This window comes from Bradyrhizobium sp. 604_D8_N2_3 (genome assembly GCF_051810765.1).
Taxonomy (GTDB): domain Bacteria; phylum Pseudomonadota; class Alphaproteobacteria; order Rhizobiales; family Xanthobacteraceae; genus Bradyrhizobium; species Bradyrhizobium barranii.
In genome coordinates this window covers 6,332,648-6,352,893 of sequence record NZ_JBPWPM010000001.1, presented here as the reverse complement: position 1 = coordinate 6,352,893, position 20,246 = coordinate 6,332,648, and the positions used below count along the sequence as shown (strand labels likewise).

The 20,246-nt window shown below is 64.1% G+C and carries 16 protein-coding genes; 5 read left to right on the top strand and 11 right to left on the bottom strand.

Annotated elements, in window-relative coordinates:
• Positions 1-12 precede the first annotated feature (12 nt).
• Entirely contained in the window at positions 13-945 is a 933-nt protein-coding gene (locus tag AB7245_RS30500) for an NAD-dependent epimerase/dehydratase family protein (RefSeq protein WP_439035251.1), read from the top strand.
• A gap of 101 nt (positions 946-1,046) precedes the next feature.
• On the opposite strand, the gene AB7245_RS30495 is transcribed toward AB7245_RS30500, so the two are convergent.
• Together AB7245_RS30495 and AB7245_RS30490 are read right to left on the bottom strand one after the other, a co-directional pair.
• Positions 1,047-2,267 (bottom strand): glycosyltransferase family 4 protein, encoded by a 1,221-nt coding sequence (locus tag AB7245_RS30495; RefSeq protein ID WP_439035766.1) that lies wholly within the window; start codon positions 2,265-2,267, stop codon positions 1,047-1,049.
• A 2-nt stretch (positions 2,268-2,269) separates the two neighbouring features.
• Positions 2,270-4,183 carry an SDR family NAD(P)-dependent oxidoreductase gene (locus tag AB7245_RS30490; protein WP_439035240.1) on the bottom strand — a complete coding sequence of 638 codons (1,914 nt, stop codon included), beginning with the start codon at positions 4,181-4,183 and terminating at the stop codon, positions 2,270-2,272.
• 613 nt (positions 4,184-4,796) lie between these two features.
• Here AB7245_RS30490 and gmd point away from each other — a divergent pair.
• Together gmd and fcl are read left to right on the top strand one after the other, a co-directional pair.
• Positions 4,797-5,867 (top strand): GDP-mannose 4,6-dehydratase, encoded by a 1,071-nt coding sequence (gene gmd / locus AB7245_RS30485; RefSeq protein WP_439035250.1) that lies wholly within the window; start codon positions 4,797-4,799, stop codon positions 5,865-5,867.
• A complete protein-coding gene (gene fcl / locus AB7245_RS30480) occupies positions 5,848-6,798 on the top strand; it encodes a GDP-L-fucose synthase (protein WP_439035249.1) in 951 nt (316 codons plus the stop codon). Before gmd ends, fcl begins: the two co-directional genes overlap by 20 nt.
• Positions 6,799-6,987: 189 nt before the next feature.
• Here fcl and AB7245_RS30475 read toward each other — a convergent pair whose 3' ends face one another.
• Entirely contained in the window at positions 6,988-7,506 is a 519-nt protein-coding gene (locus AB7245_RS30475; protein WP_224517380.1) for a D-glycero-alpha-D-manno-heptose-1,7-bisphosphate 7-phosphatase, read from the bottom strand.
• Between the two features lie 696 nt (positions 7,507-8,202).
• A complete protein-coding gene (locus AB7245_RS30470) occupies positions 8,203-9,426 on the bottom strand; it encodes a phenylacetate--CoA ligase family protein (RefSeq protein WP_354134763.1) in 1,224 nt (407 codons plus the stop codon).
• A gap of 86 nt (positions 9,427-9,512) precedes the next feature.
• On the opposite strand from AB7245_RS30470, the gene AB7245_RS30465 reads away from it, so the two are divergent.
• A complete protein-coding gene (locus AB7245_RS30465; protein WP_354134764.1) occupies positions 9,513-10,664 on the top strand; it encodes an AGE family epimerase/isomerase in 1,152 nt (383 codons plus the stop codon).
• Between the two features lie 3 nt (positions 10,665-10,667).
• Here AB7245_RS30465 and AB7245_RS30460 read toward each other — a convergent pair whose 3' ends face one another.
• The 6 genes from AB7245_RS30460 to AB7245_RS30435 form a co-directional block, all read right to left on the bottom strand.
• Entirely contained in the window at positions 10,668-11,507 is an 840-nt protein-coding gene (locus AB7245_RS30460; RefSeq protein ID WP_354134765.1) for an ABC transporter ATP-binding protein, read from the bottom strand.
• A gap of 125 nt (positions 11,508-11,632) precedes the next feature.
• Positions 11,633-12,916: an ABC transporter substrate-binding protein gene (locus AB7245_RS30455; protein WP_208070463.1), complete on the bottom strand. Its 1,284-nt coding sequence runs from the start codon at positions 12,914-12,916 to the stop codon at positions 11,633-11,635.
• A gap of 46 nt (positions 12,917-12,962) precedes the next feature.
• On the bottom strand, positions 12,963-14,036 hold the full coding sequence (locus tag AB7245_RS30450) for a branched-chain amino acid ABC transporter permease (RefSeq protein WP_071912027.1): 1,074 nt from the start codon (positions 14,034-14,036) through the stop codon (positions 12,963-12,965).
• A gap of 3 nt (positions 14,037-14,039) precedes the next feature.
• Positions 14,040-14,933, bottom strand: coding sequence for a branched-chain amino acid ABC transporter permease (locus tag AB7245_RS30445; RefSeq protein ID WP_014493866.1), 894 nt, complete (start codon positions 14,931-14,933; stop codon positions 14,040-14,042).
• 223 nt (positions 14,934-15,156) lie between these two features.
• Positions 15,157-17,088: a long-chain fatty acid--CoA ligase gene (locus tag AB7245_RS30440; protein ID WP_354134766.1), complete on the bottom strand. Its 1,932-nt coding sequence runs from the start codon at positions 17,086-17,088 to the stop codon at positions 15,157-15,159.
• Positions 17,085-17,906, bottom strand: a complete 822-nt coding sequence (locus tag AB7245_RS30435) for an ABC transporter ATP-binding protein (RefSeq protein WP_063986231.1) — start codon at positions 17,904-17,906, stop codon at positions 17,085-17,087. The genes AB7245_RS30440 and AB7245_RS30435 overlap by 4 nt, the downstream gene beginning before the upstream one ends.
• Positions 17,907-18,243: 337 nt before the next feature.
• Here AB7245_RS30435 and AB7245_RS30430 point away from each other — a divergent pair, with 337 nt between their 5' ends.
• Complete coding sequence (locus tag AB7245_RS30430) at positions 18,244-18,918, top strand: Crp/Fnr family transcriptional regulator (RefSeq protein WP_028160237.1); 675 nt, start codon at positions 18,244-18,246, stop codon at positions 18,916-18,918.
• Here AB7245_RS30430 and AB7245_RS30425 read toward each other — a convergent pair.
• Positions 18,915-20,165 carry an MFS transporter gene (locus tag AB7245_RS30425; RefSeq protein ID WP_354134767.1) on the bottom strand — a complete coding sequence of 417 codons (1,251 nt, stop codon included), beginning with the start codon at positions 20,163-20,165 and terminating at the stop codon, positions 18,915-18,917. The genes AB7245_RS30430 and AB7245_RS30425 overlap by 4 nt on opposite strands.
• Between the last annotated feature and the right edge of the window lie 81 nt (positions 20,166-20,246).

Genomic DNA, 20,246 nt, shown 5'->3' with positions numbered 1-20,246 from the left:
GCGCGCACCGCCATGAATCAACCGGTCGTCCTCGTCACCGGCGCAACCGGATTTGTCGGACGCAATCTCGTCCCGTTGCTTGAGAGCCGCGGCTATCGCGTGCGCCGGGCGCTACGGGCCGGCCGGGCCGGAGAGAACGATGTCGTGGTCGGTTCGATCGGACCGACCACCGATTGGGACGCTGCGCTCGCGGGAGTGGACGCGGTGGTCCATCTGGCCGCTCGGGTGCACCAGCCCAATGAAGAGCACGCCGCTGAGCTGTACGACGCGGTGAATACGCAGGGCACGATCCAACTGGCCCATGCCGCCGCGCGGGCGGGGGTGTCCACGTTCGTGTTTCTGAGCACGATCTTGGTCAACGGAAGCTCGACCGATGGGCGAGGGGCGTTCAAGCCGGATGACGCAGTGATGCCGCGCGGCGTCTACGGACAGTCCAAGGCGGCGGCGGAGGCTGCCCTGCAGCGCCTGGCAGCCCAATCCAAGATGCGGGTGGCTGTGGTGCGTCCGCCGTTGGTGTATGGGCGCGATGCGCTCGGCAATTTTCGTTACCTCGTCGGCGTGATCGGACGGCGGATCCCGCTTCCACTTGGCCTCGTCGATAACAAGCGGGCGTTCGTCAGCGTGCAGAATCTCGCGTCCTTTGTCGCGCATCTGGTCGCTCTACAGGCGGTGCCTGCGTACCGGGTCTATCTGGTTGCTGATGACGAGCAGATCTCGACCCCCGCTTTCGTTCGCCGGATTGGCGAGGCGATGGACCGGACCGCCATCCTGTTACCGGTTCCCTCGATGGTGCTGGCACTTGCTCTCAGGGCGATGCGGCCGGAGCTACGCCACAGCCTGTTGGGCTCCATGGAAGTTGATATGTCCGCCACGCTGTCGACCGGCTGGGCGCCACCGCTCAGCATGACCGAGGGATTGCGGCTAGCCGTCGGGCCATCGAGCTGAGCTCCTCCAGCAAAGGCAGGTTTGACCTTAGCGACCTTGGCGCTGCGCTCCAATTTTGCTCTAGATGTCGCAGCATTCTTCTGGCGAAGGGGCGTGGTGGCTTATTGTCGCTCCGCCAGATCGGGGTTGCGCAACAATTCGTCGATCAGCCCGGCATAGGCGTTCATCGCGGTCGTCCGGTCGAATTTCGCTGCCGCCTTCACTGCGCGTTCGGCCATAGCGGCGGCGTCGCAACGAGATGCCGCGCGGATTGCGTCGGCGAGCTGATCAGTGCGGCCCGGCGTCACGACCCAGCCGAGCCCGTTCTCCACCACCGTCAACGCAGCCTCGGCCTCCGGCTCGGAGACCAGCGCCACGGGACGGCCGACTGCCAGCAGATTGTAGAAGCGGCTCGGCACCGACACCCCCGCCACGTCCTTCCGGTACGGAATGATCCAGAGATTGGCAGCCGCCAGGAACGCCTCGAGCTCGGCATCCGCGACCCGCGCCACGAAGGACACATTGGGCAAGTTCGCTTCAGCCTGCAACTGCTTCAGCCGCTCGAAGCCGATGCCCCAGCCGGATAGCAGGAAGTGGATGTCCGGTTCGTTTTTCAAAAGGCGTGCCGCCTCGAACACGATCTCCGGATCATGGGTGAAGCCGAGATTGCCCGACAGGCCGACAATGAATCGCGCGGAAAGCGCTTTGCGGAACGGATTGTCCGGCGCCAGGGGACGTGCCGCGGGTACGAGCGTCGCCCAGTTCGGGATAAAGCGGATCTTGTTCCGCGTCATGCCGGAATAGCTCAAGAGCGGCGGCTCCGCATCGCGGCCGATGGTGATGACGGCATTGAGCGCGCGGAACATCAGGCTGTTGGCCGCGCGCATCGTCCGCGTCACCAACGAGCCGGGCTTCAGGATTTCCGCCATCACGAGAACATCGGGGAAGAGGTCGTGCATGATCAGCGCCGAGCGCGCCCCCCTCAGCCTTGCTGCCGCCGCGACCGCATATGGCAGCATGAACGGCGCGGTGACAGTGAGCACGACGTCACCTGCCCTAAGCTCCCGGATCAGCGCGAAGAACGTGCGCGCCGCAAACAGCAGCTCGGACCATCCACGCCGCACCAGCGCGGTCTTTCCCGCCATCCGGTTCTTGATGGCAATCACGCGCGGCTTGCCCGGGCCGGTTTGCGAGGCCGGCAATTCGCCGGGCGAGCCCGACAGCACGATGACCTCGTGGTCGACGGCGACGCGGCAGGCGATCTCGGCCATGATCGCCGCGGTCGTGCTCGGATCAGGCGGGTAATGCTGGCTCGCGACGACGATCTTGCCTTGAGAATGCATGGTCAAGCCGCGGTCGACCCGAATTCCGGAACCGCATCCTTCAGGATGGTCTTGATCGTGGCCCGATCGTCCCGCGCGATCGCCTGCTCCAGCGCCGCGATCCATTTGCGCAGCGTCTGCATCGGCGGCTCGTTCGGCTGCGCGGCCATAATGCCGGCGACACCGATCTCGCGGGTCGGCTCCTCGGAGGCGAACAGGATCTCGTGCAGGCGCTCGCCCGGCCGCATGCCCGTGAACACGATCTCGATGTCGTAGCCGGGCTGGAGGCCCGAGAGGCGGATCATGCGCTCGGCGAGATCGACGATCTTCACCGGTTGGCCCATGTTGAGCACGTAGACCGAGACGTCGGGACGCTGCGTTCCGAGCGCATGCGTTGCCGCCGTGATGACGAGATCGCAGGCTTCGCGGATGGTCATGAAGTAGCGGACCATGTCGGGATGCGTCACCGTCACGGGGCCGCCGGCCTCGATCTGGGCCTTGAACTTCGGCACCACCGAGCCGTTCGATGCCAGCACGTTGCCGAACCGGACCGAGATCAATCGCATCGGCGACCTGACACTACCGGTACCTGCGGCGAGATCGTGGTCGAGCGCCTGGCAGTACATCTCGGCGAAGCGCTTGGTGAGGCCGAGCATCGACACCGGCTCGATCGCCTTGTCGGTCGAGATCATCACCATGGCTTCGGCGCCGGCGCCGCGCGCCGCATCGGCAACGTTGATCGAGCCGAAGATGTTGGTCTTGACGCCCTCGCTCCAGTCGCGCTCCAGGATCGGCACGTGCTTGAGCGCGGCGGCATGGAACACGATGTCCGGCTTGAACTCCGCCATCAGGCGGATGATGCGCTCGCGGTCGCGAATGTCGGCGATCCGCCCCTCGATCGCGGCCGCCGTGCCGTGCGCAGCGAGCGCTTCCGTGACCGCGTAGAGCGCCGGCTCGGAATTTTCCACGATCAGGAGGCGCGCGGCGCCGAAGGCGACGACGCGCTCGCAGATCTCGGAGCCGATTGAGCCGCCGCCGCCGGTGACGATCACCGCCTTGCCCCTAATCAGGGATTCGAGGCGCGCATAGTCGATTGTCTCGCTCGGCCGCAGCAGGAGGTCCTCGACCGCGACGGCCGTGAGGCGCGGCGTATCGCCGCTCTCCAGCGAGGGCATGCGATTGACGATCACCCCTAACTTGCGCGCGCGCATCAGGATCGATTCCGGATGAGCGTCCGGCTCGAACGCGGACGGCGTCATCACCAGGCGTGCGATCGGCTTGTCGCGTTTGGCGAAATCACTAATGACGTCCTCAATGTCGTCAATACCGCCCAGCACCGGCACATTGCGGATCAACTGGCCGCTATCTGCACTCGACGGCGACAAGACGCCGACCGGCCAGATGCGCTTGATCGCGCCGCTCTCAATGCCGCGCAGCAGCACCTCGGCATCCGCGGCGCGGCCGATCAGCAGTGTCGGCGCGGCATTCTGGCCCTTGGCACGACGCCGCACGCGCGTATAGCGGAAGTGCCGGTAGGCTATGCGCAACGCAGTGAGGAACGTTATCTCAAGGAACCAGTAGAGGACGATCGTCACCTTGCCGATGAAGAAGGCGCCGCGGACGTTGGGGGCGACGAAGATGTAGTCGAGCGCCAGGAGGGCAACCGTCAGCACGGTCGCGACGCGGATGATGTTCAGAGCGTCAGGCAGCGAGATGAAGCGCCATTTCGTCGTGGTCAGGTTGAAGACGAAGAACACGACCATGCTGAAGGCGAGGAAGTAGGGCAGGATCTGGAATAGCAGCGGCAGGCGGTCGAAGAAGCCGTGGCCCCCCTCGAAACGCAGGTAGAACGCTGCGAACAGCGCCGCCGTGGTCGCCAGCAGGTCGTGGAGCGCGATCAGGAAATTGCGCAAGGTGAGATGCGAAAGACGCGTCATTAATTCGCTCATCTCGGACTTCGTTATTTACCGGTGGTTCGGTTGCAGCACCAAACAGGGGTCAATCCGAAATCCAATGTTCCATCAACGGTCGAGAAGCCCGCAGGGCTAAATCACATTCAAACGATTCGCTACGCGGAGAAGTCCTTCCGTTGATTCCCAACCGTGTAACTGACACCGCTCTCAGAGAGCTCCTTCTCCAATTGAATGATAGAGCGGGCCCGTTAAAGACAATTATTTAAGCGGCACACCAGCGCTGATTTTCCTAGCAGTCAGCTTGCTAGGCGGTCGGTTGTGTGACGGCGTCTTAGCGGGCCCATTCCGGCGATTCACGAAATACTTTGGCGAGCTATCTAGCTGGTTTGGGAACATATTCTAGCTGGTTGGGGAACATGTTGCCATGTGCCTACGAATAAACTTATAAGTGTATCAAGAGATTAATACTCCGTTTGCGCGATGCGGCCGTCAACGTTTTAGTCTTCGTTAGTTCACTCTTTCGGAACTCGCGTTTGTTGCCGCGGTGACCCGACCTTGACGAGGCGGCCGCAATGTTCAAATGGTATCAGCGGTATTGATCGGTACGCACTCGCTCGAATTTGGGGACAAGGATAGTATGACGAAGCGGGTGGCTTTAATCACCGGCGTGACCGGTCAGGACGGCGCCTATCTCGCCGAATATTTGCTGTCGCTCGGCTATGTCGTGCACGGCATCAAGCGGCGCTCGTCCTCGTTCAACACCGCGCGCGTCGATCACCTCTATCAGGACCCGCATGTCGGCAACGTGCCGTTCCTGATGCACTATGGCGACATGACGGACTCGACCAATCTGATCCGGCTGGTGCAGCAGATCCGGCCGACCGAGATCTACAATCTCGCCGCCCAGAGCCACGTCGCCGTCAGCTTCGAGAGCCCGGAATACACCGCCAACGCCGACGCGATCGGCGTGCTGCGCCTCCTGGAAGCGATCCGCATCCTCGGCATGGAAAAGGAGACGCGGTTCTACCAGGCCTCGACCTCCGAGCTCTACGGCCTGGTGCAGGAGATCCCGCAGAAGGAGACGACGCCGTTCTATCCGCGCTCGCCCTATGGCGTCGCAAAACTCTACGGCTACTGGATCACGGTGAACTACCGCGAAGCCTACGGCATGTTCGCGTCGAACGGCATCCTGTTCAACCATGAGAGCCCGATCCGCGGCGAGACCTTCGTGACCCGCAAGATCACCCGTGGCGTCGCGCGTATCGAGGTCGGGCTGGAACAGACGCTCTATCTCGGCAATCTCGAAGCCAAGCGCGACTGGGGTCATGCCAGGGACTATGTCGAGGGCATGCACAGGATCCTGCAGGCCGACAAGCCCGACGACTTCGTGCTCGCGACCGGCGAGATGCGCTCGGTGCGCGAGATGGTCGAGCTGTCCTTTGCCCATGTCGGCCGCCGCATCGCCTGGCGCGGCAAGGGCGTCGAGGAGACCGGCGTCGATGAGACGAGCGGCAAGACCGTGGTGAAGATCGATCCGACCTATTTCCGTCCGACCGAGGTCGATCTCTTGGTCGGCGACGCCAGCAAGGCGCGCGAGGTGCTCGGCTGGACGCCGAAGCGCAGCTTTGCCCAGCTCGTCGAGGAGATGATGGCAAGCGACCTGGCGGAGGCAAAACGGGATGCGGCCAGTGGCAAACGCACCGTTTGAGCTGAAGGGCAAGAGCGTCTACGTCGCCGGCCATCGCGGCATGGTCGGAGCCGCACTGCTGCGCCGGCTGGCGCGGGAGGACGTGCGGCTCGTCACGGTCGACCGGCGCGAGGTCGATCTCTGCAACCAGGCCGCTGTGTTCGACTGGTTCGCGAAAGCGCGGCCGCAAGTGATCTTCCTCGCCGCGGCCAAGGTCGGCGGCATCGTCGCCAACGACACGCTGCGCGCTGAGTTCATCTACGACAACATCGCGATTGCCGCGAACGTGATCCAGGCCGCGCATCTCAACGGCGCCGAGAAGCTAATGTTTCTGGGCTCGTCCTGCATCTATCCGAAGCTGGCGCCGCAGCCCTTGCGCGAGGATTCCGTGCTCACCGGCCCGCTGGAGCCTACCAACGAGCCCTATGCGATTGCCAAGATCGCCGGCATCAAGATGGCGGAAGCCTATCGCAGCCAGTATGGCAGCGACTTCATCAGCGTGATGCCGACCAATCTGTACGGCCCCGGCGACAATTATCACCCTGAATTGAGCCATGTCGTCGCCGCGTTGATCCGCCGCTTCCATGAGGCGAAAGTCGCAGGCGCAAAGAGCGTCATCGTGTGGGGCACCGGCACGCCGCGGCGCGAGTTCCTCTATGTCGACGACATGGCGGATGCCTGCGTGCACCTGATGAAGACCTATTCGAGCGCAGAGCTGGTCAACATCGGTACCGGCGAGGACATCACCATCGCCGAGTTCGCGCGGGTCGTAGCCGACATCGTCGGTTACGGCGGCGAGATCAGTTTCGACACCTCGCGTCCCGACGGAACGCCGCGCAAGCTGCTCGACGTCAGCCGGCTCGCCAAGCTCGGCTGGCGCGCGACGACCTCGCTCGAGGATGGAATTCGGCGCGCTCATGAGGCTTACTTGTCAGTTGCTGAGAAGCGATAGATCTCAAGAATTGATCGATCGCCACCCGTTTGAGCGGCCCGACTAGGGGGCGCACAATCGCGCACCACTGTTTCGGCACGTGGCCCACGACTTCCAGCAGCTTCGTTAGAAGTTCGTTCTTCCAACTCGCACGACACGCCGCTGGCTGATGTCGTTCCTAAGTCTGCGCCTGAGTTGGACCACCCACGCTCAACGCAAGGAGAGCGCTTGCCGCACGAACGCCTCGAGGTTTCCGTTCTGAAACAATAGGCCCTGGATGCCCGCAGCTTCGGCCGCCTCCAGGTCGCTTGGCTTGTCGCCGATCAGGATGCTTCTGTCCGCAACCACGGGAAAGCGCTTGAGGAGGTCGGTAATCATGCCAGGGGCGGGCTTGCGACGGTCGCTTACGCGTCGATAGCGCTCGATAGCGGCTTCGGGATGGTCGGGACAGTATTCAAATGCGTCGATGTGCGCGCCGATCACTGCCAGCTCCTTTGTGATCCAGCGATGGAGAGTTTGGACGTCGCTCTCCTCGAAGAATCCGCGGGCCACACCCGACTGGTTGGTGACGACAAAGGCAAAATAGCCCGCGTCGTTGACGAGCTTGACCGCTTCACGGGCGCCGTCTTTCCACGCGAACTTGCTTGCCTCGAAGACATAACCGTGATCGTGATTGAGTACGCCATCGCGGTCGAAAAAGACTGCCGGGCGAAACATTGTCGCTGTCATCTGCCGCCCCTGATAAGTTGTAGTCTCTCCTCACAAGTGGTTTGTCAAGGACCCGAATCTGTTGGCGGAGCTGTAGTCCGCGATTACCTTTCCGTTGCTTCAGGCCGCGGGCGTTCATCGACCCGGTGCCTTTCACTTGAGTTCTGAGTCCGCTGATCGCAACGTACGCTTGGGTTCGGGAGTATTTGGAAAACAAAATACGCCTTGGGAGCGGGAATACGCGGGTCTCTGTCGAAGGGGCGAATCTGAGCACCGAATCGCCCGGAGAGTAGCGCGCGCCTCCTGATGCGAGCGGATGGAATGACAGCCTTTGTTGGGGGCGTCCGATCGGCCCCGCAATCTCAGCAATTTTTGGACGCGCCACGAAATAAGGGCGACAATCGCAACTGTCACTATGATCGGCACAACGGTGAGTTCGACGGGTTTGTCATCGACGACGCTCGTCCTGTGACGATGCGCTTGAGAGGCGAATGTACAGGAATTGCCTAGCGGCCACTCTGACAGGCCGTTCCTATGCCTAACCGAGGAGCGCGCACTACGGCTTAGATTCCACGTGCCTTAATATCCCTGCCGCCAACAACGACCGACGCGCGTCCATGCCAGCGAGGGACCGCGAGAGCATATGTCGTCGGGCCTGCCGATTTGCACCGATTTCGCGCAGAATTCCCTAATACCAGGGAATTGGGGTGTAAGCACTTAACGCTCGTCCGCGATCACCTTGCCGTCGTTCGGCAGCGCGCCCGGGCTGACCAGTTCGACATTGCCGCCGAGTTTCGTCACCGCGCGCAAGGTGCCTGCAATTTCCTCGCGCAGGGCGTCGCTCGCGGCCGCAGTTTCTGCTCGCAGCGTCATCGCATCGGCCTCGCCCTGGCGCATGACGACGAGGCGCAGGCGGCCGAGCGCGGCATGGCGCTTGCCGATCTCGGCGACCTGCTCCGGTCGGACGAACATGCCCTTGACCTTGGTGGTCTGGTCGGCGCGGCCCATCCAGCCTTTGATGCGCATGTTGGTGCGGCCGCATTTGCTCGGACCCGGCATCACCGCGGTAAGGTCGCCGAGCGCGAGACGGATCCAGGGATGGTGCGGATCGAGCGAGGTCACTACGATCTCGCCGACGTCGCCCGGCGCGACGGGATCGCCGGTGCCGGGCCTGACGATCTCCATGATCAGATCCTCGTTCACGACCATGCCCTCACGCGCCTCGGTCTCGAAGGCGATGAGGCCGAGGTCGGCGGTGCCGAAGGCCTGGTAGGCGTCGATGCCGCGCGCCTTGATTTCGGCCTGGAGCGAGGGTGGGAAGGCCGCACCCGAGACCAGCGCGCGCTTGATCGATGAGACGTCGCGCCCCGAGCTTGCGGCGGCATCGAGCAGGATCTTCAGGAAGTCCGGCGTGCCGCTGTAGCCGACCGGACGGTAGGCCTCGATCAGCTCGAATTGCTGCTCGGTATTGCCGGGGCCGGCCGGGATCACCGCGCAGCCGAGCGCGCGCGCCGAGGCATCGAAGATAAAGCCGCCGGGGGTGAGGTGGTAGCTGAAGGTGTTGAGCACGATGTCATCGGGGCGGAACCCGGCCGCGAACAGCGCCCGCGCACCGCGCCAGGGATCGGCCTGCCGCCCTTCAGGCTCGAAGATCGGACCGGGAGAGGTGAAGAGGCGGGCGAACGATCCCGGGGCTGCCGGCACGAAGCCACCGAAGGGCGCAGAGGCCTTGTGCAGGGTGGGGAGCTCCGATTTGCGCAGCACCGGCAGGCCCGCCAGCGCCGCCCTGGAGGTCACTGCGGCCGGATCTATGCCCTTCAGCCGTTCGGCATAGGCGGGCGCGGCCATCGCGCCGCACAGCACGTCCGGCAGGCGGGAGAACAGCTCCGCCTCGCGCACGGCCGGTTCGCGCGTCTCGCGGGCGTCGTAATGGGCGGTCATGGCTGGTCTTTCCGGGTTGGCATCCGTTGCACGCCGCCGCCGGCATGGGTATCAGACGGCCAGTGTCGAGGCGTGGAGAGGACGCGATGGCGGACGAAGGCATCATTGCGGCGGACGAGGCGGCGGACGTCGTCGCGCGCCTGAAGCGCCGCATGATCGACGAGGCGCTGCCGCTGTGGTCGTCCGTCGGCTGGGACGATGCGGCAGGCGGTTTCATCGACCGGCTGCACCGTGACGGCACGGCCGATGCGGCCGCACCGCGGCGCGTGCTCGTGCAGGCGCGCCAGATCTATTGTTACGCCAAGGCGGCGCAGATGGGCTGGTACCCTGGGGGGCGCGCCATCGCGCTGAAGGGGCTGGAGCATCTGCTCAGCAAAGCGAAGGCGCCCGACGGCCGGCCCGGCTACGTGCACCGGCTGACGCCGGACGGCGCCGTGCTGGACGGCCGACGCGATGCTTACGACCACGCCTTCATCCTGTTTGCGCTCGCGGCCGTCTACGGGCTCGACCAGGATGCGCAAATTCGCGCCGAGATCGATGCGCTGCTCGCCTTCCTCGACGGCCATCTGCGCTCGCCGCATGGCGGCGTGCATGAAGGCCTGCCGGTCTCGCTGCCGCGCCGGCAGAACCCGCACATGCATCTGTTCGAGGCGATGATCGCGTGCTTCGATGCGACCCACGACCTGTCGTTCCAGAACCGCGCCGGCGAGTTCTTCGCGCTGTTCCTCGCCAATCTCTACGACAAGCAGAAGCGGATCCTGACGGAGTATTTCGAGGAGGACTGGTCCAAGATCGAGCCGGTCAGCGTCGAGCCCGGCCATCAGGCCGAGTGGGTCTGGCTGCTGAAAGGGTTTGAACGCATCACGGGATGCCCGACCGGAGAGCGTCGCGCCGAACTGCTCGCGACCGCGCTGCGCTATCGCGACGAGGCCACGGGGTGCCTGGTCGACGAGGGCGATGCCAGCGGCAACATCCGTCGCAGCACGCGCCGGCTGTGGCCGCAGACCGAGATGGCCAAGGCGTGGATCGCGCAGGCCGAGTCCGGCGAGGCGGGCGCTGCGGACGAGGCGCGCGCGGCGCTGGTGCGGCTCGAACGGCATTATCTCAGCCATCCCGTGAAGGGCGGCTGGTACGACCAGTTCGATCGCGACGGCAAATCGCTGGTCGACACCATTCCTGCGTCGTCGTTCTATCATGTTCTCTGCGCAGTCACGGAAGCGGAGCAGGTGCTGAGCTGAGTTTCACAGCCACCGTTTGCGCCGCTTGAAACTCTTGAGGTTCTTGAAGCTCTTGCGCTGATCGCCGGCGCCGCCGAGGTAGAACTCCTTGACGTCCTCGTTGTCGCGCAGTTCGTCCGCGGTGCCGTCGAGCACGACCTTGCCCTGTTCCATGATGTAGCCGTGGCTCGCAACCGACAGCGCGGCGCGGGCGTTCTGCTCGACCAGCAGGATGGTGACGCCGAGGTCGCGGTTGATCTTCTGGATAATCGAGAACACCTCTTTCACCAGCAGCGGCGACAGGCCCATCGAGGGCTCGTCCATCAAGATCATCTTCGGGCGCGCCATCAGAGCGCGGCCGATCGCAAGCATCTGCTGCTCGCCGCCTGAGAGATAACCGGCAAGGCCGGTGCGCTCCTTCAGGCGCGGGAAATAGTTGAAGACCATGTCGAGATCGGCATCGACCTCGCGATCCCTGCGGGTGAAGGCGCCGAGCTTGAGGTTTTCGAGCGACGTCATGTCGGCGACGATGCGCCGGCCCTCCATCACCTGGAAGATGCCGCGACGCACGATCTTGTCGGGATCGACGCCGGCGATAGCGGAGCCCTCGAACAGGATCTCGCCGCGAGTGACCTCGCCGTCCTCGGTCTTGAGCAGCCCCGAGATCGCCTTCAGCGTCGTCGACTTGCCGGCACCGTTGGCCCCGAGCAGCGCCACGATCGCGCCCTTGGGCACGTCGAGGCTGAGGCCGCGCAGCACCAGGATGACGTCGTCATAGACGACCTCGATGTTGCGGACGGCGAGGAGGGGCGGTGCGGGCACGACGGTCGGGGAGGACCGTGTTGCATCGATGATTTCGGTCATTGGGTATGCCGCCAATCTGCTACTGTCGTCATGCTCGGGCTTGTCCCGCGCATCCACGTTCTTCATGCCGAGTGGTCAGACGTGGATGGCCGGGACAAGCCCGGCCATGACGTCGGAGATAGCGCTCACCACCCCAGCAATTCCGGCTTGCGCGGCAGCTCGACGGTCTTGACCTTCTCGAGCTTGATCGTGCCCTTGGCCATGAGATCATTGAGGTCGCCGTCGGTCGCACCCGCGATCTTGGTGCGATAGAGGTCGACCTTCAGCGTGCCGCGGTGGTCCTTGTCGGTCCAGGTCGAGGCATTGCAGACGCCGTCCATTCCGGCCGGCACCCAGTCCTTCTTCTGGTAGAAGCCCTTGGCGACGTTCTCGCCGGTCGCCCCGCCGTTCTTGGCAGCCCAGTCGAGCGCCTCCCTCATGTAGAGCGCCGAGCAGACCGCCGCGATGTAATGCACGGGCCGGTAGACCTTGCCGGTGGGGTCGGACATCTTGGAGATCTCCATCACCGTCTTCATGCCGGGCGCATCGCCGCCCCAGCTCACTGCGGTGCGCAGCGGGAAGATCACGCCGTTGGCGGCATCGCCGGCGGTCTTGGCGGCGTTCTCGTCCATGCCCCAGACATTGCCGAGGAACTGAATCTCGACGCCGGCGGTCTTGCAAGCCTTCAGGACGGAGATGTTGGAAGCCGCGGTGTTGCCGAGATAGGCGTAGTTGGCACCCGAGGATTTCAGGCTCAGGCACTGCGCGCTGTAGTCACCCGGTGTGAGCGCGAACACCAGCGGCGGCAGCACCTCGAAGCCGAGCTCCTGCGCCATGGCTTCGCCTGCGGCCTTCGGCGCGTTCGGATAGGGGTGGTTGGCGCCCATGTGCACGAACTTCGGCTTGCCGGGCTTGCCCTTGGCCTTCCAGTCCTCGGCCGCCCACATCAGCATCGCGCGCAGCGAGTCCGAATAGCTCGGGCCGTAGAAGAAATTATAAGGCGCAGGCTTGGCCTTGCCGCTGACGCCCTCGGGATCGGTGAGGGCTGCGGCATAGGAGCCGGAGAGGTCGGGGATCTTGTCCTGGGCGAGGAAGCCGGTCAGCGCTTCGGTGTCTGCGGTGCCCCAGCCCATGATCGCGGCGACCTTCGAGTCCGGCGCCGACCATTTCTTGTAGAGCGCGATCGCGCGCGGCACCTGGTAGCCGTAATCGTTGGTATCGACGCTGAGCTGCTTGCCGCCGACGCCGCCGTTCTTGTTGACCCAGGCGAAGGTGTCGGCGACGGCCTGGCCGTAGGGCGTGCCGACGTCGGAGGTGCCGCCGGAATAATCGGCGAGATGGCCGATCGCGATCTGCGCCTGCGCGCCGGCCGAGAATGCGGCGATCGCCAGCGCGAGCGATGCAGTGCTCAAAAGGGATTTTGTCTTCATTGGTTGCCTCCTCCTGTTTATTAGTTGGTTAGCGAGTTGCCCGTGCTCAATGCGAGAACGGGTAGAGTTTCCAGTACGCCTTGATCTGTCGCCAGCGATGGGCGAGCCCGTCCGGCTCGAACATCAAGAACGCGATGATGATCACTCCGATCGCGATCTCGCGCAGGAAGGTGATGTTGGTGTTGAGGGACAGCGCCTTGTCGATCGCGCCACCCTTCAGGTAGAGGCTGATGAATTCCATCGTCTCAGGCAACAGCACCACGAAGGCGGTGCCCATCAGCGTGCCCATGATCGAACCGGTGCCGCCGATGATGATCATTGCGAGGAACAGGATCGAGCGCTCGATACCGAAACCCTCCTGCGAGACCACGAGCTGGTAGTGGGCATAGAGCGCACCGGCGATGCCGGCGAAGAAGGCGGCCAGCCCAAACGACAGCGTGCGGTATTTGGTGAGGTTGATGCCCATGATCTCGGCAGAGAGATAATGGTCGCGGATCGCCACCAGCGCGCGGCCGTCGCGCGTGCGCATCAGATTGGTGACGAGGACGTAGCTCGCGACCACATAGGCCAGCACGACATAGAAATACTGTCTGTCGCCGCGCAGCGTGAAGCCGAAGATCGAGAACGGATTGGCGCTGGCGGGCACCGAGCCCCCGGTGAACCACTCTGCGCGGGAGAAGAAGTCGAGCAGGATGTATTGCGCCGCCAGCGTTGCGATGACGAGGTAGAGCCCCTTCAGTCGCGCCGCCGGGATGCCGAAGATCAGCCCGACCAGCGCGGTGACGACGCCCGCAAGCGGGATCGCGAAGAACACCGGGATCGGCGCGTTGTTGGAGATGTAGGCCGAAGTGAAGGCGCCGAGCAGGAAAAAGGCGGCATGGCCGATCGAGATCTGGCCGGTGAAGCCGACCAGGATGTTGAGGCCGAGCGCCGCGATCGAGAAGATGCCGATCTGGATCAGGATGCTGAGCCAGTACCCGCCAAGGAGTTGCGGCACGAGGCAGAGCAACAGCACGCCGATGATCGCAAAGTTGCGGCTGGTCGTGGTCGGGAAGATCGTGGTGTCCGCCGCGTAGGAGGTGCGGAAATCACCAGCAGGGATGAGGGCAGGGCCGGCCATGGATCAGATCCGCTCGATGTCGTGGGTGCCGAACAGGCCGTAGGGCTTGATCATCAGCACGATGATGAGGACGTAGAACGGTGCGATCTCGTAGAGATTGCCCCAGTGCAGATACTCGCTGTCGACATATTGCGCGATGTTCTCGAGCAAGCCGATGATGATGCCGCCGAGCACGGCGCCGCCGACGGAATCGAGCCCGCCGAGGATCGCCGCCGGGAACACCTTGATGCCGTAGGCCGCAAGTCCCGAGGACACGCCGTTGACGACGGCGACCACCACGCCCGCGACCGCCGACACTGTCGCGGAGATCGCCCACGCCATCGCGAACACGCTCTTGACGGAGATGCCGAGCGACTGCGCGACCTGCTGGTTGAACGCGGTGGCGCGCATCGCGAGGCCGTATTTGGAGGCGCGGAAGAACCAGGCCATGCCGATCATCATCGCGACCGAGACCACGAGGCTCATGACATAGACGGTCTGGATCTGAAGCCCGAGCAGGCTGACCGACTGGCTCTCGAACACGCGCGGGAACGGTTGCGGATTGACGCCGAACATCCATTTCAGCGTGGCCTGGAGCACGGTCGAGAGGCCGATCGTCACCATGATCACCGAGATGATGGGTTCGCCGATCATCGGTCTCAGGATCAGGACCTGGATCGCGATGCCGAATACGAACATGAACACCAGCGTCATCGGCATGCCGATCCAGAACGGCACCTGGTACTTCGCAAGCAGCGCCCAGCACACCCAGGCGCCGACCAGCAGCAGTTCACCTTGCGCGAAGTTGACGACCTGCGTCGCCTTGTAGATCAGCACGAACGACATCGCGACCACGCCATAGAGCGTGCCGACCACGAGGCCGTTGACCAGGAGCTGGATGAGGAAGGCGGTGTTCATGTCGATGCCCGCGCAAAATGCAGAAGCGATGACGGTGCACCCTCTCCCCTTGTGGGAGAGGGTGGCTTCGCGAAGCGAAGCCGGGTGAGGGGTTCTCTCGGCGGCGACGGTGCGGAGAGAGGATCCCTCACTCGGGTGAGGGTGTGGCTAGCGGCGGAGATGCCCTCTCCCACAAGGGGAGAGGGCGCATCGGCTGGCAGCGCGGTCTCGGTTCGAAGCAGGTTCACTCCGCGACCTCCGCCATATGCCCATGTCCGCCGAGATCCACCACGCGCAGCGTCGTTCGCACGCGCTGCGTGGTGCCGTCCTGGAAGCGGATCACGGTGTCGACGGGGATGTCGGCGTCGCCGCGGTAGATCGCGTTGATGATGCCTTCGTATTTCTCGTTGATGACGCTGCGGCGCACCTTTCGGGTGCGGGTGAGCTCGCCGTCGTCGGCGTCGAGCTCCTTGTAGAGCAGCAGGAAGCGCGAGATGCGTTGCGCCGGCGGCAATGTGGCGTTGACGGTCTCGACTTCCTTCTTGAGCAGCGCGTAGACCTCGGGCCGCGAGGCGAGGTCGCTGTAGGTCGTGAACGAGAGCCGGCTCTTCTCCGCCCATTTCGAGATGATGGAGTAACGGATGCAGATCATCGCCGCGAGCGCGTCGCGGCCGGCCCCCAGCACCACGGCCTCCGCGATATAGGGCGAGAACTTCAGCTTGTTCTCGATGAACTGCGGCGAGAAGCGCTCGCCGCGCGACGTCTCGGCCAGGTCCTTGATGCGGTCGATGACGACGAGCTGCTTGTTATCGTTGAAGTAGCCGGCGTCGCCCGACAGCATCCAGCCGTCCCTGATGTCGGCAACGCTCGCTTCCGGGTTCTTGTAATAACCCAGGAACATGTGGGGATGCCGCACCACGATCTCGCCGACGCCGTGGACGTCGGCATTGTCGATGCGGATCTCGACGCTGTCGGCCATCGGCACGCCCGTCGTGTCGGGATCGACCTTGCCCTCGGGATGCAGCGTGTAGGCCCCTAGCAGTTCGGTCTGGCCGTAGAGCGTGCGCAGCGGCACGCCCATGGCCTGGAAGAACTTGAAGGTATCAGGGCCGAGTGCCGCGCCGCCGGTCGCGGCCGAACGCAGGCGGGTAAAGCCGAGGCGGTCGCGCAGCGCGCGGAACAGGATTGCGTCGGCAAAGCTCGAACGTTTGCCGTCTGCGAGAGCGGCGAGGCCGCTTTTCATGCCGATGTCGAACAGGCGCTGCTTGAAAGGCGTCGCGTCCATCACCTTGGCGCGAACGTCGGCAGCGATGGATTCCCAGACGCGCGGCGCAAACAGCACGAACGTCGGCGCGATTTCGCGCAGATCGTTCATCATCGTATCAGGCTCTTCGACGAAGTTGATCTTCATCCGGCACAAGAGGCCTTTGCCGAGCACATAGACCTGCTCCATGATCCACGGTAGCGGCAGCACGGAGACGTATTCGTCGTCGGGCCCTTTCGGATCGAAGGCGAGATAGGTCGCGCAATGGCCGAGCACGCGACCGGCGGCGAGCATGGCGAGCTTCGGGTGCGAGGTGGTGCCCGACGTGGTGCAGAGAATCGCCACATCCTCGCCCTTGGTGGCATCGACGAGGCGATCGTAGAGCTCCGGCTCACGCGTGGCGCGGCCGCGGCCGAGCTCGGCGAACGCTTCCGCCGACATCAGTCTGGGATCGTCGTATTTCCGCATGCCGCGCGGATCGGAATAGATGATGTGCTTCAACCGCGGCACACGCTCGGCAAGCACGAGCAGCTTGTCGACCTGCTCTTCGTCCTCGGCGAAAACGACCTGCGCCTCGCCATAGTTGAGGAGGTAGGAAGCTTCCTCGTCCAGCACGTCGCGATAAAGCCCAAGGCTCAATCCACCGATGGCGTGGGTCGCCACTTCCGCCGCGACCCAGTCCGGCCGGTTGTCGCCGATGATGCCGATGACGTCCTCGCGCCCCAAGCCCAATTCGATCAGGCCGAGCGCAAAGTCGCGTACGCGGGTGTGGTAGTCATTCCAGGTGAAGACGCGCCAGAGCCCGAGATCCTTTTCGCGCAACGCGATCTCGTTGCCGTGCTCCCTGGCATTGAGCCGCAGCATCTTTGGATAGGTGTCGGCCTGGGCGACGCGGCCCGCGTAGTCCATCATGCCGCACTCTCCTGCGCTGGCGGAGCATCGTCCGGGTCGACCAGCACCTCGTCCTCCTCGCCGAGATAGGCGCGCCTGACGTGGGGATCGGCGAGCACGGCGGCCGGATCGCCCTCGGCGATCTTGCGGCCGAAATCGAGCACCATGACGCGGTGGGAGATATCCATCACCACGCCCATGTCGTGCTCGATCATCACCACCGTCATCCCGAACTCCTCGTTGAGGTCGACGATGTAGCGGGCCATGTCCTCCTTCTCCTCGAAGTTCATGCCGGCCATCGGCTCGTCGAGGAGAATGAGGCGCGGCTCCAGTGCCATGGCACGGGCGAGCTCGACGCGTTTGCGCAGGCCGTAGGAGAGGGTGCCGGCTTGCGCCTTTCGCACCGACTGGAGATCGAGGAAGTCGATGATCTCCTCGACCTTGCGGCGGTGCTCGAGTTCTTCCTTGCGCGCGCCGGTGAGCCAGTACAGCGATCCCGTGAGGAAATTGTTGTTCAGGAGGTGATGGCGCCCGACCATGATGTTGTCGAGCACGCTCATGTGGTGGAACAGCGCCAGATTCTGGAAGGTGCGGCCGATGCCGAGCGTGGGGCGCGCGTTCGGCGTCAGCCCTGTGATGTCGCGGCCGCGGTAGAACAGCTGGCCTTCGGTCGGCTTGTAGCGGCCGGAAATACAATTCACGATCGAGGTCTTGCCGGCGCCGTTGGGGCCGATGATCGAGAACAGCTCGCCGTCATTGATGGCAAAGCTGACATCGGTCAGCGCACGGACGCCGCCGAATCGCAAGGACACGCCGCGCACTTCGAGACTGGTAGCCACCAAACAAATCCCTCCCGGTGATGGCGCATTCAGCGGCGCTCTTCGTCCGTTCCTGTCGGGCGATCCTAGTACGGCCGTGCCGGTGAGGCCATGCAGCTATTGGTCTCGACCGGCGCCGCTCCACTCTTGCTCCCGATCGGGATCAAAAGCCGCATCGCCCAAGGTGGTCCTCAATAGGGGAAAGCGCTATTTTGAAATGTCTCCCGCCTGACAATTCTGCGACAAAGTTTTTTCAGGCGGGAGTGGCCTTCATCTTTCGTCGGATGGCGGTCGAAGCGGTCGTGTTGCAGTGCAGCAGAGAGATTGGGTGGCGAACGGTGCGGCTGGCTTCGGCATCATGATTTCAGAGGATCAACTGAAGCGGGTCGCCGCCTGGTCGCGCGAGCTCACGGAAGCGGAGATCGAGGTCGCTCGCGCCGGAATCACGGAACGGTCTTACCGCACCGGCGAGACCGTGTTCATGCGCGGCGATACGTTCGGCTATTGGGCGGGCATGGTGAGCGGCCTGGCACGGATGGGCGGGGTCTCGCGCGACGGCAAGGAGACGAGCCTTGCGGGGCTGACGGCCGGGGCCTGGTTCGGCGAGGGCAGCGTGCTCAAGAACGAGCCGCGCCGCTACGACGTGGTCGCGCTGCGCGACAGCCGCGTCGCGCTGATGGAACGCAGCGCCTTCATGTGGCTGTTCGAGAACAGCGTCGGCTTCAACCGCTTCCTGGTGCGTCAGCTCAACGAGCGGCTCGGCCAGTTCATCGGCATGCTCGAGGTCAACCGCACGTTGGATGCCACCGCACGCCTCGCGCGCAGCATCGCCTCGCTGTTCAATCCGATCCTCTATCCCGAGTCGACCGCGCATCTGGAAATCACCCAGGAGGAGATCGGGGCGCTCTCCGGCATGTCACGGCAGAACGCCAACCGCGCGCTGAACCGGCTGGAGAAGGAGGGGCTGCTGCGGCTCGAATATGGCGGCGTCACCATTTTGGACGTCGAGCGGCTGCGCGGCTACGGGGACTAGCGCGCGTTTGCGGGGGCGTGGACCGGCCAGAGGTCGGCGCGCCAGCGGACCGCGATCGCTAGCATCGCGATGAAGCCCGCGGCGGCATAGAGCGAGCCCGTCGCGGAATAGCCGATGATGTCGATCAGGCTGCCCGCCGCGAGCAACCCGAGCGGCAGGCCGTAGATCACCATCATGCGGACGCCCATGACGCGGCCGCGCAGGTGCGCGCTCGCCGTCCGCATCAGGATCACGGCAGCTGAGATCATCGACATGCTCTGGGCGATGCCGGCGAGAACGAGGCAGGCCATCGCCACCGGCATGGTCCTGATCTCGACGAACACCAGCAGCATGGCGTACCAGGCCAGCGTCGCGCCGATGAGAAGCCGGGCAATGCGCAGTCCGCTGACCAGGCTGAGCGTGATGGAGCCGATCAGCGAGCCCACGGCGAAGCTCGCCGAGAGATAGCCGAGGCCGGTCTGGTCGGTATGAAAGATGTCCCGCGCGATGTAGGGCAATAGTCCGCCGGTGAAAGGAAAGGCGGTGAGATTGGCCAGGAAGGCGACGCACAGCGCCGCGCGCATTCCCGGGCCGTTCCAGGCATAGACGATCCCTTCCTTGAGGTCGCCCAGCAATCGCGAGACCGCGTGGCGGTTCGCCGGAAGATCGCTCGTCGTGACGGTCCTCTTCGGCCGGGTCAGGCAGAGCATGAGAAGTGCGGCCGCGAGATACAGACAGGCGATCGCCACGTAAACGAGGCCGATGCCGAGGACGGCGAACAGGCCTGCGCCCGTCAGCGCTCCGGCGATGCGGGCGCTGTCCTGGGTCGTGCGCGCAACGCTGATGGCGCCCACCAGTTGCTCGGGCGGCATGATCTCGGCAAGCAGCGCGCCGCGAACGCCGAGATCGGAGGGGCGGATCAGGCCCATGAGCGCGACGATGATCATCACGCTCAGCGGCGACAAATGACCGGTCAGCGCCAGAACCATGATGGTCGACGAGAGCGCCGTATAGGCAAGGCGCATCACGACCAGGAGATCGCGATGACCCATCCGGTCGCCGACCATGCCGAGCACCGGCGCGACCAGGGTCCCGACGAACTGCAGCGACGCAAGCACGGTGAGCAGCAGCACCGAGCCTGTCTCGACCATGATGTACCAGCCGAGCACCAGCGTCTCGACTTCGAACGCCCACGAGGTGAGCAGATCGGACGGCCACTGGAAGCGATAGTTGCGGATGCGGAAAGGCGCGAGTGCGGATGTGTTCAAGATGCGATGACGGGTTTCATGGCGATTCCCCCTTATTTTTGTTCTTCTGTTGGCAGGGGAGCCCCGGCCATGCCTCTGTCA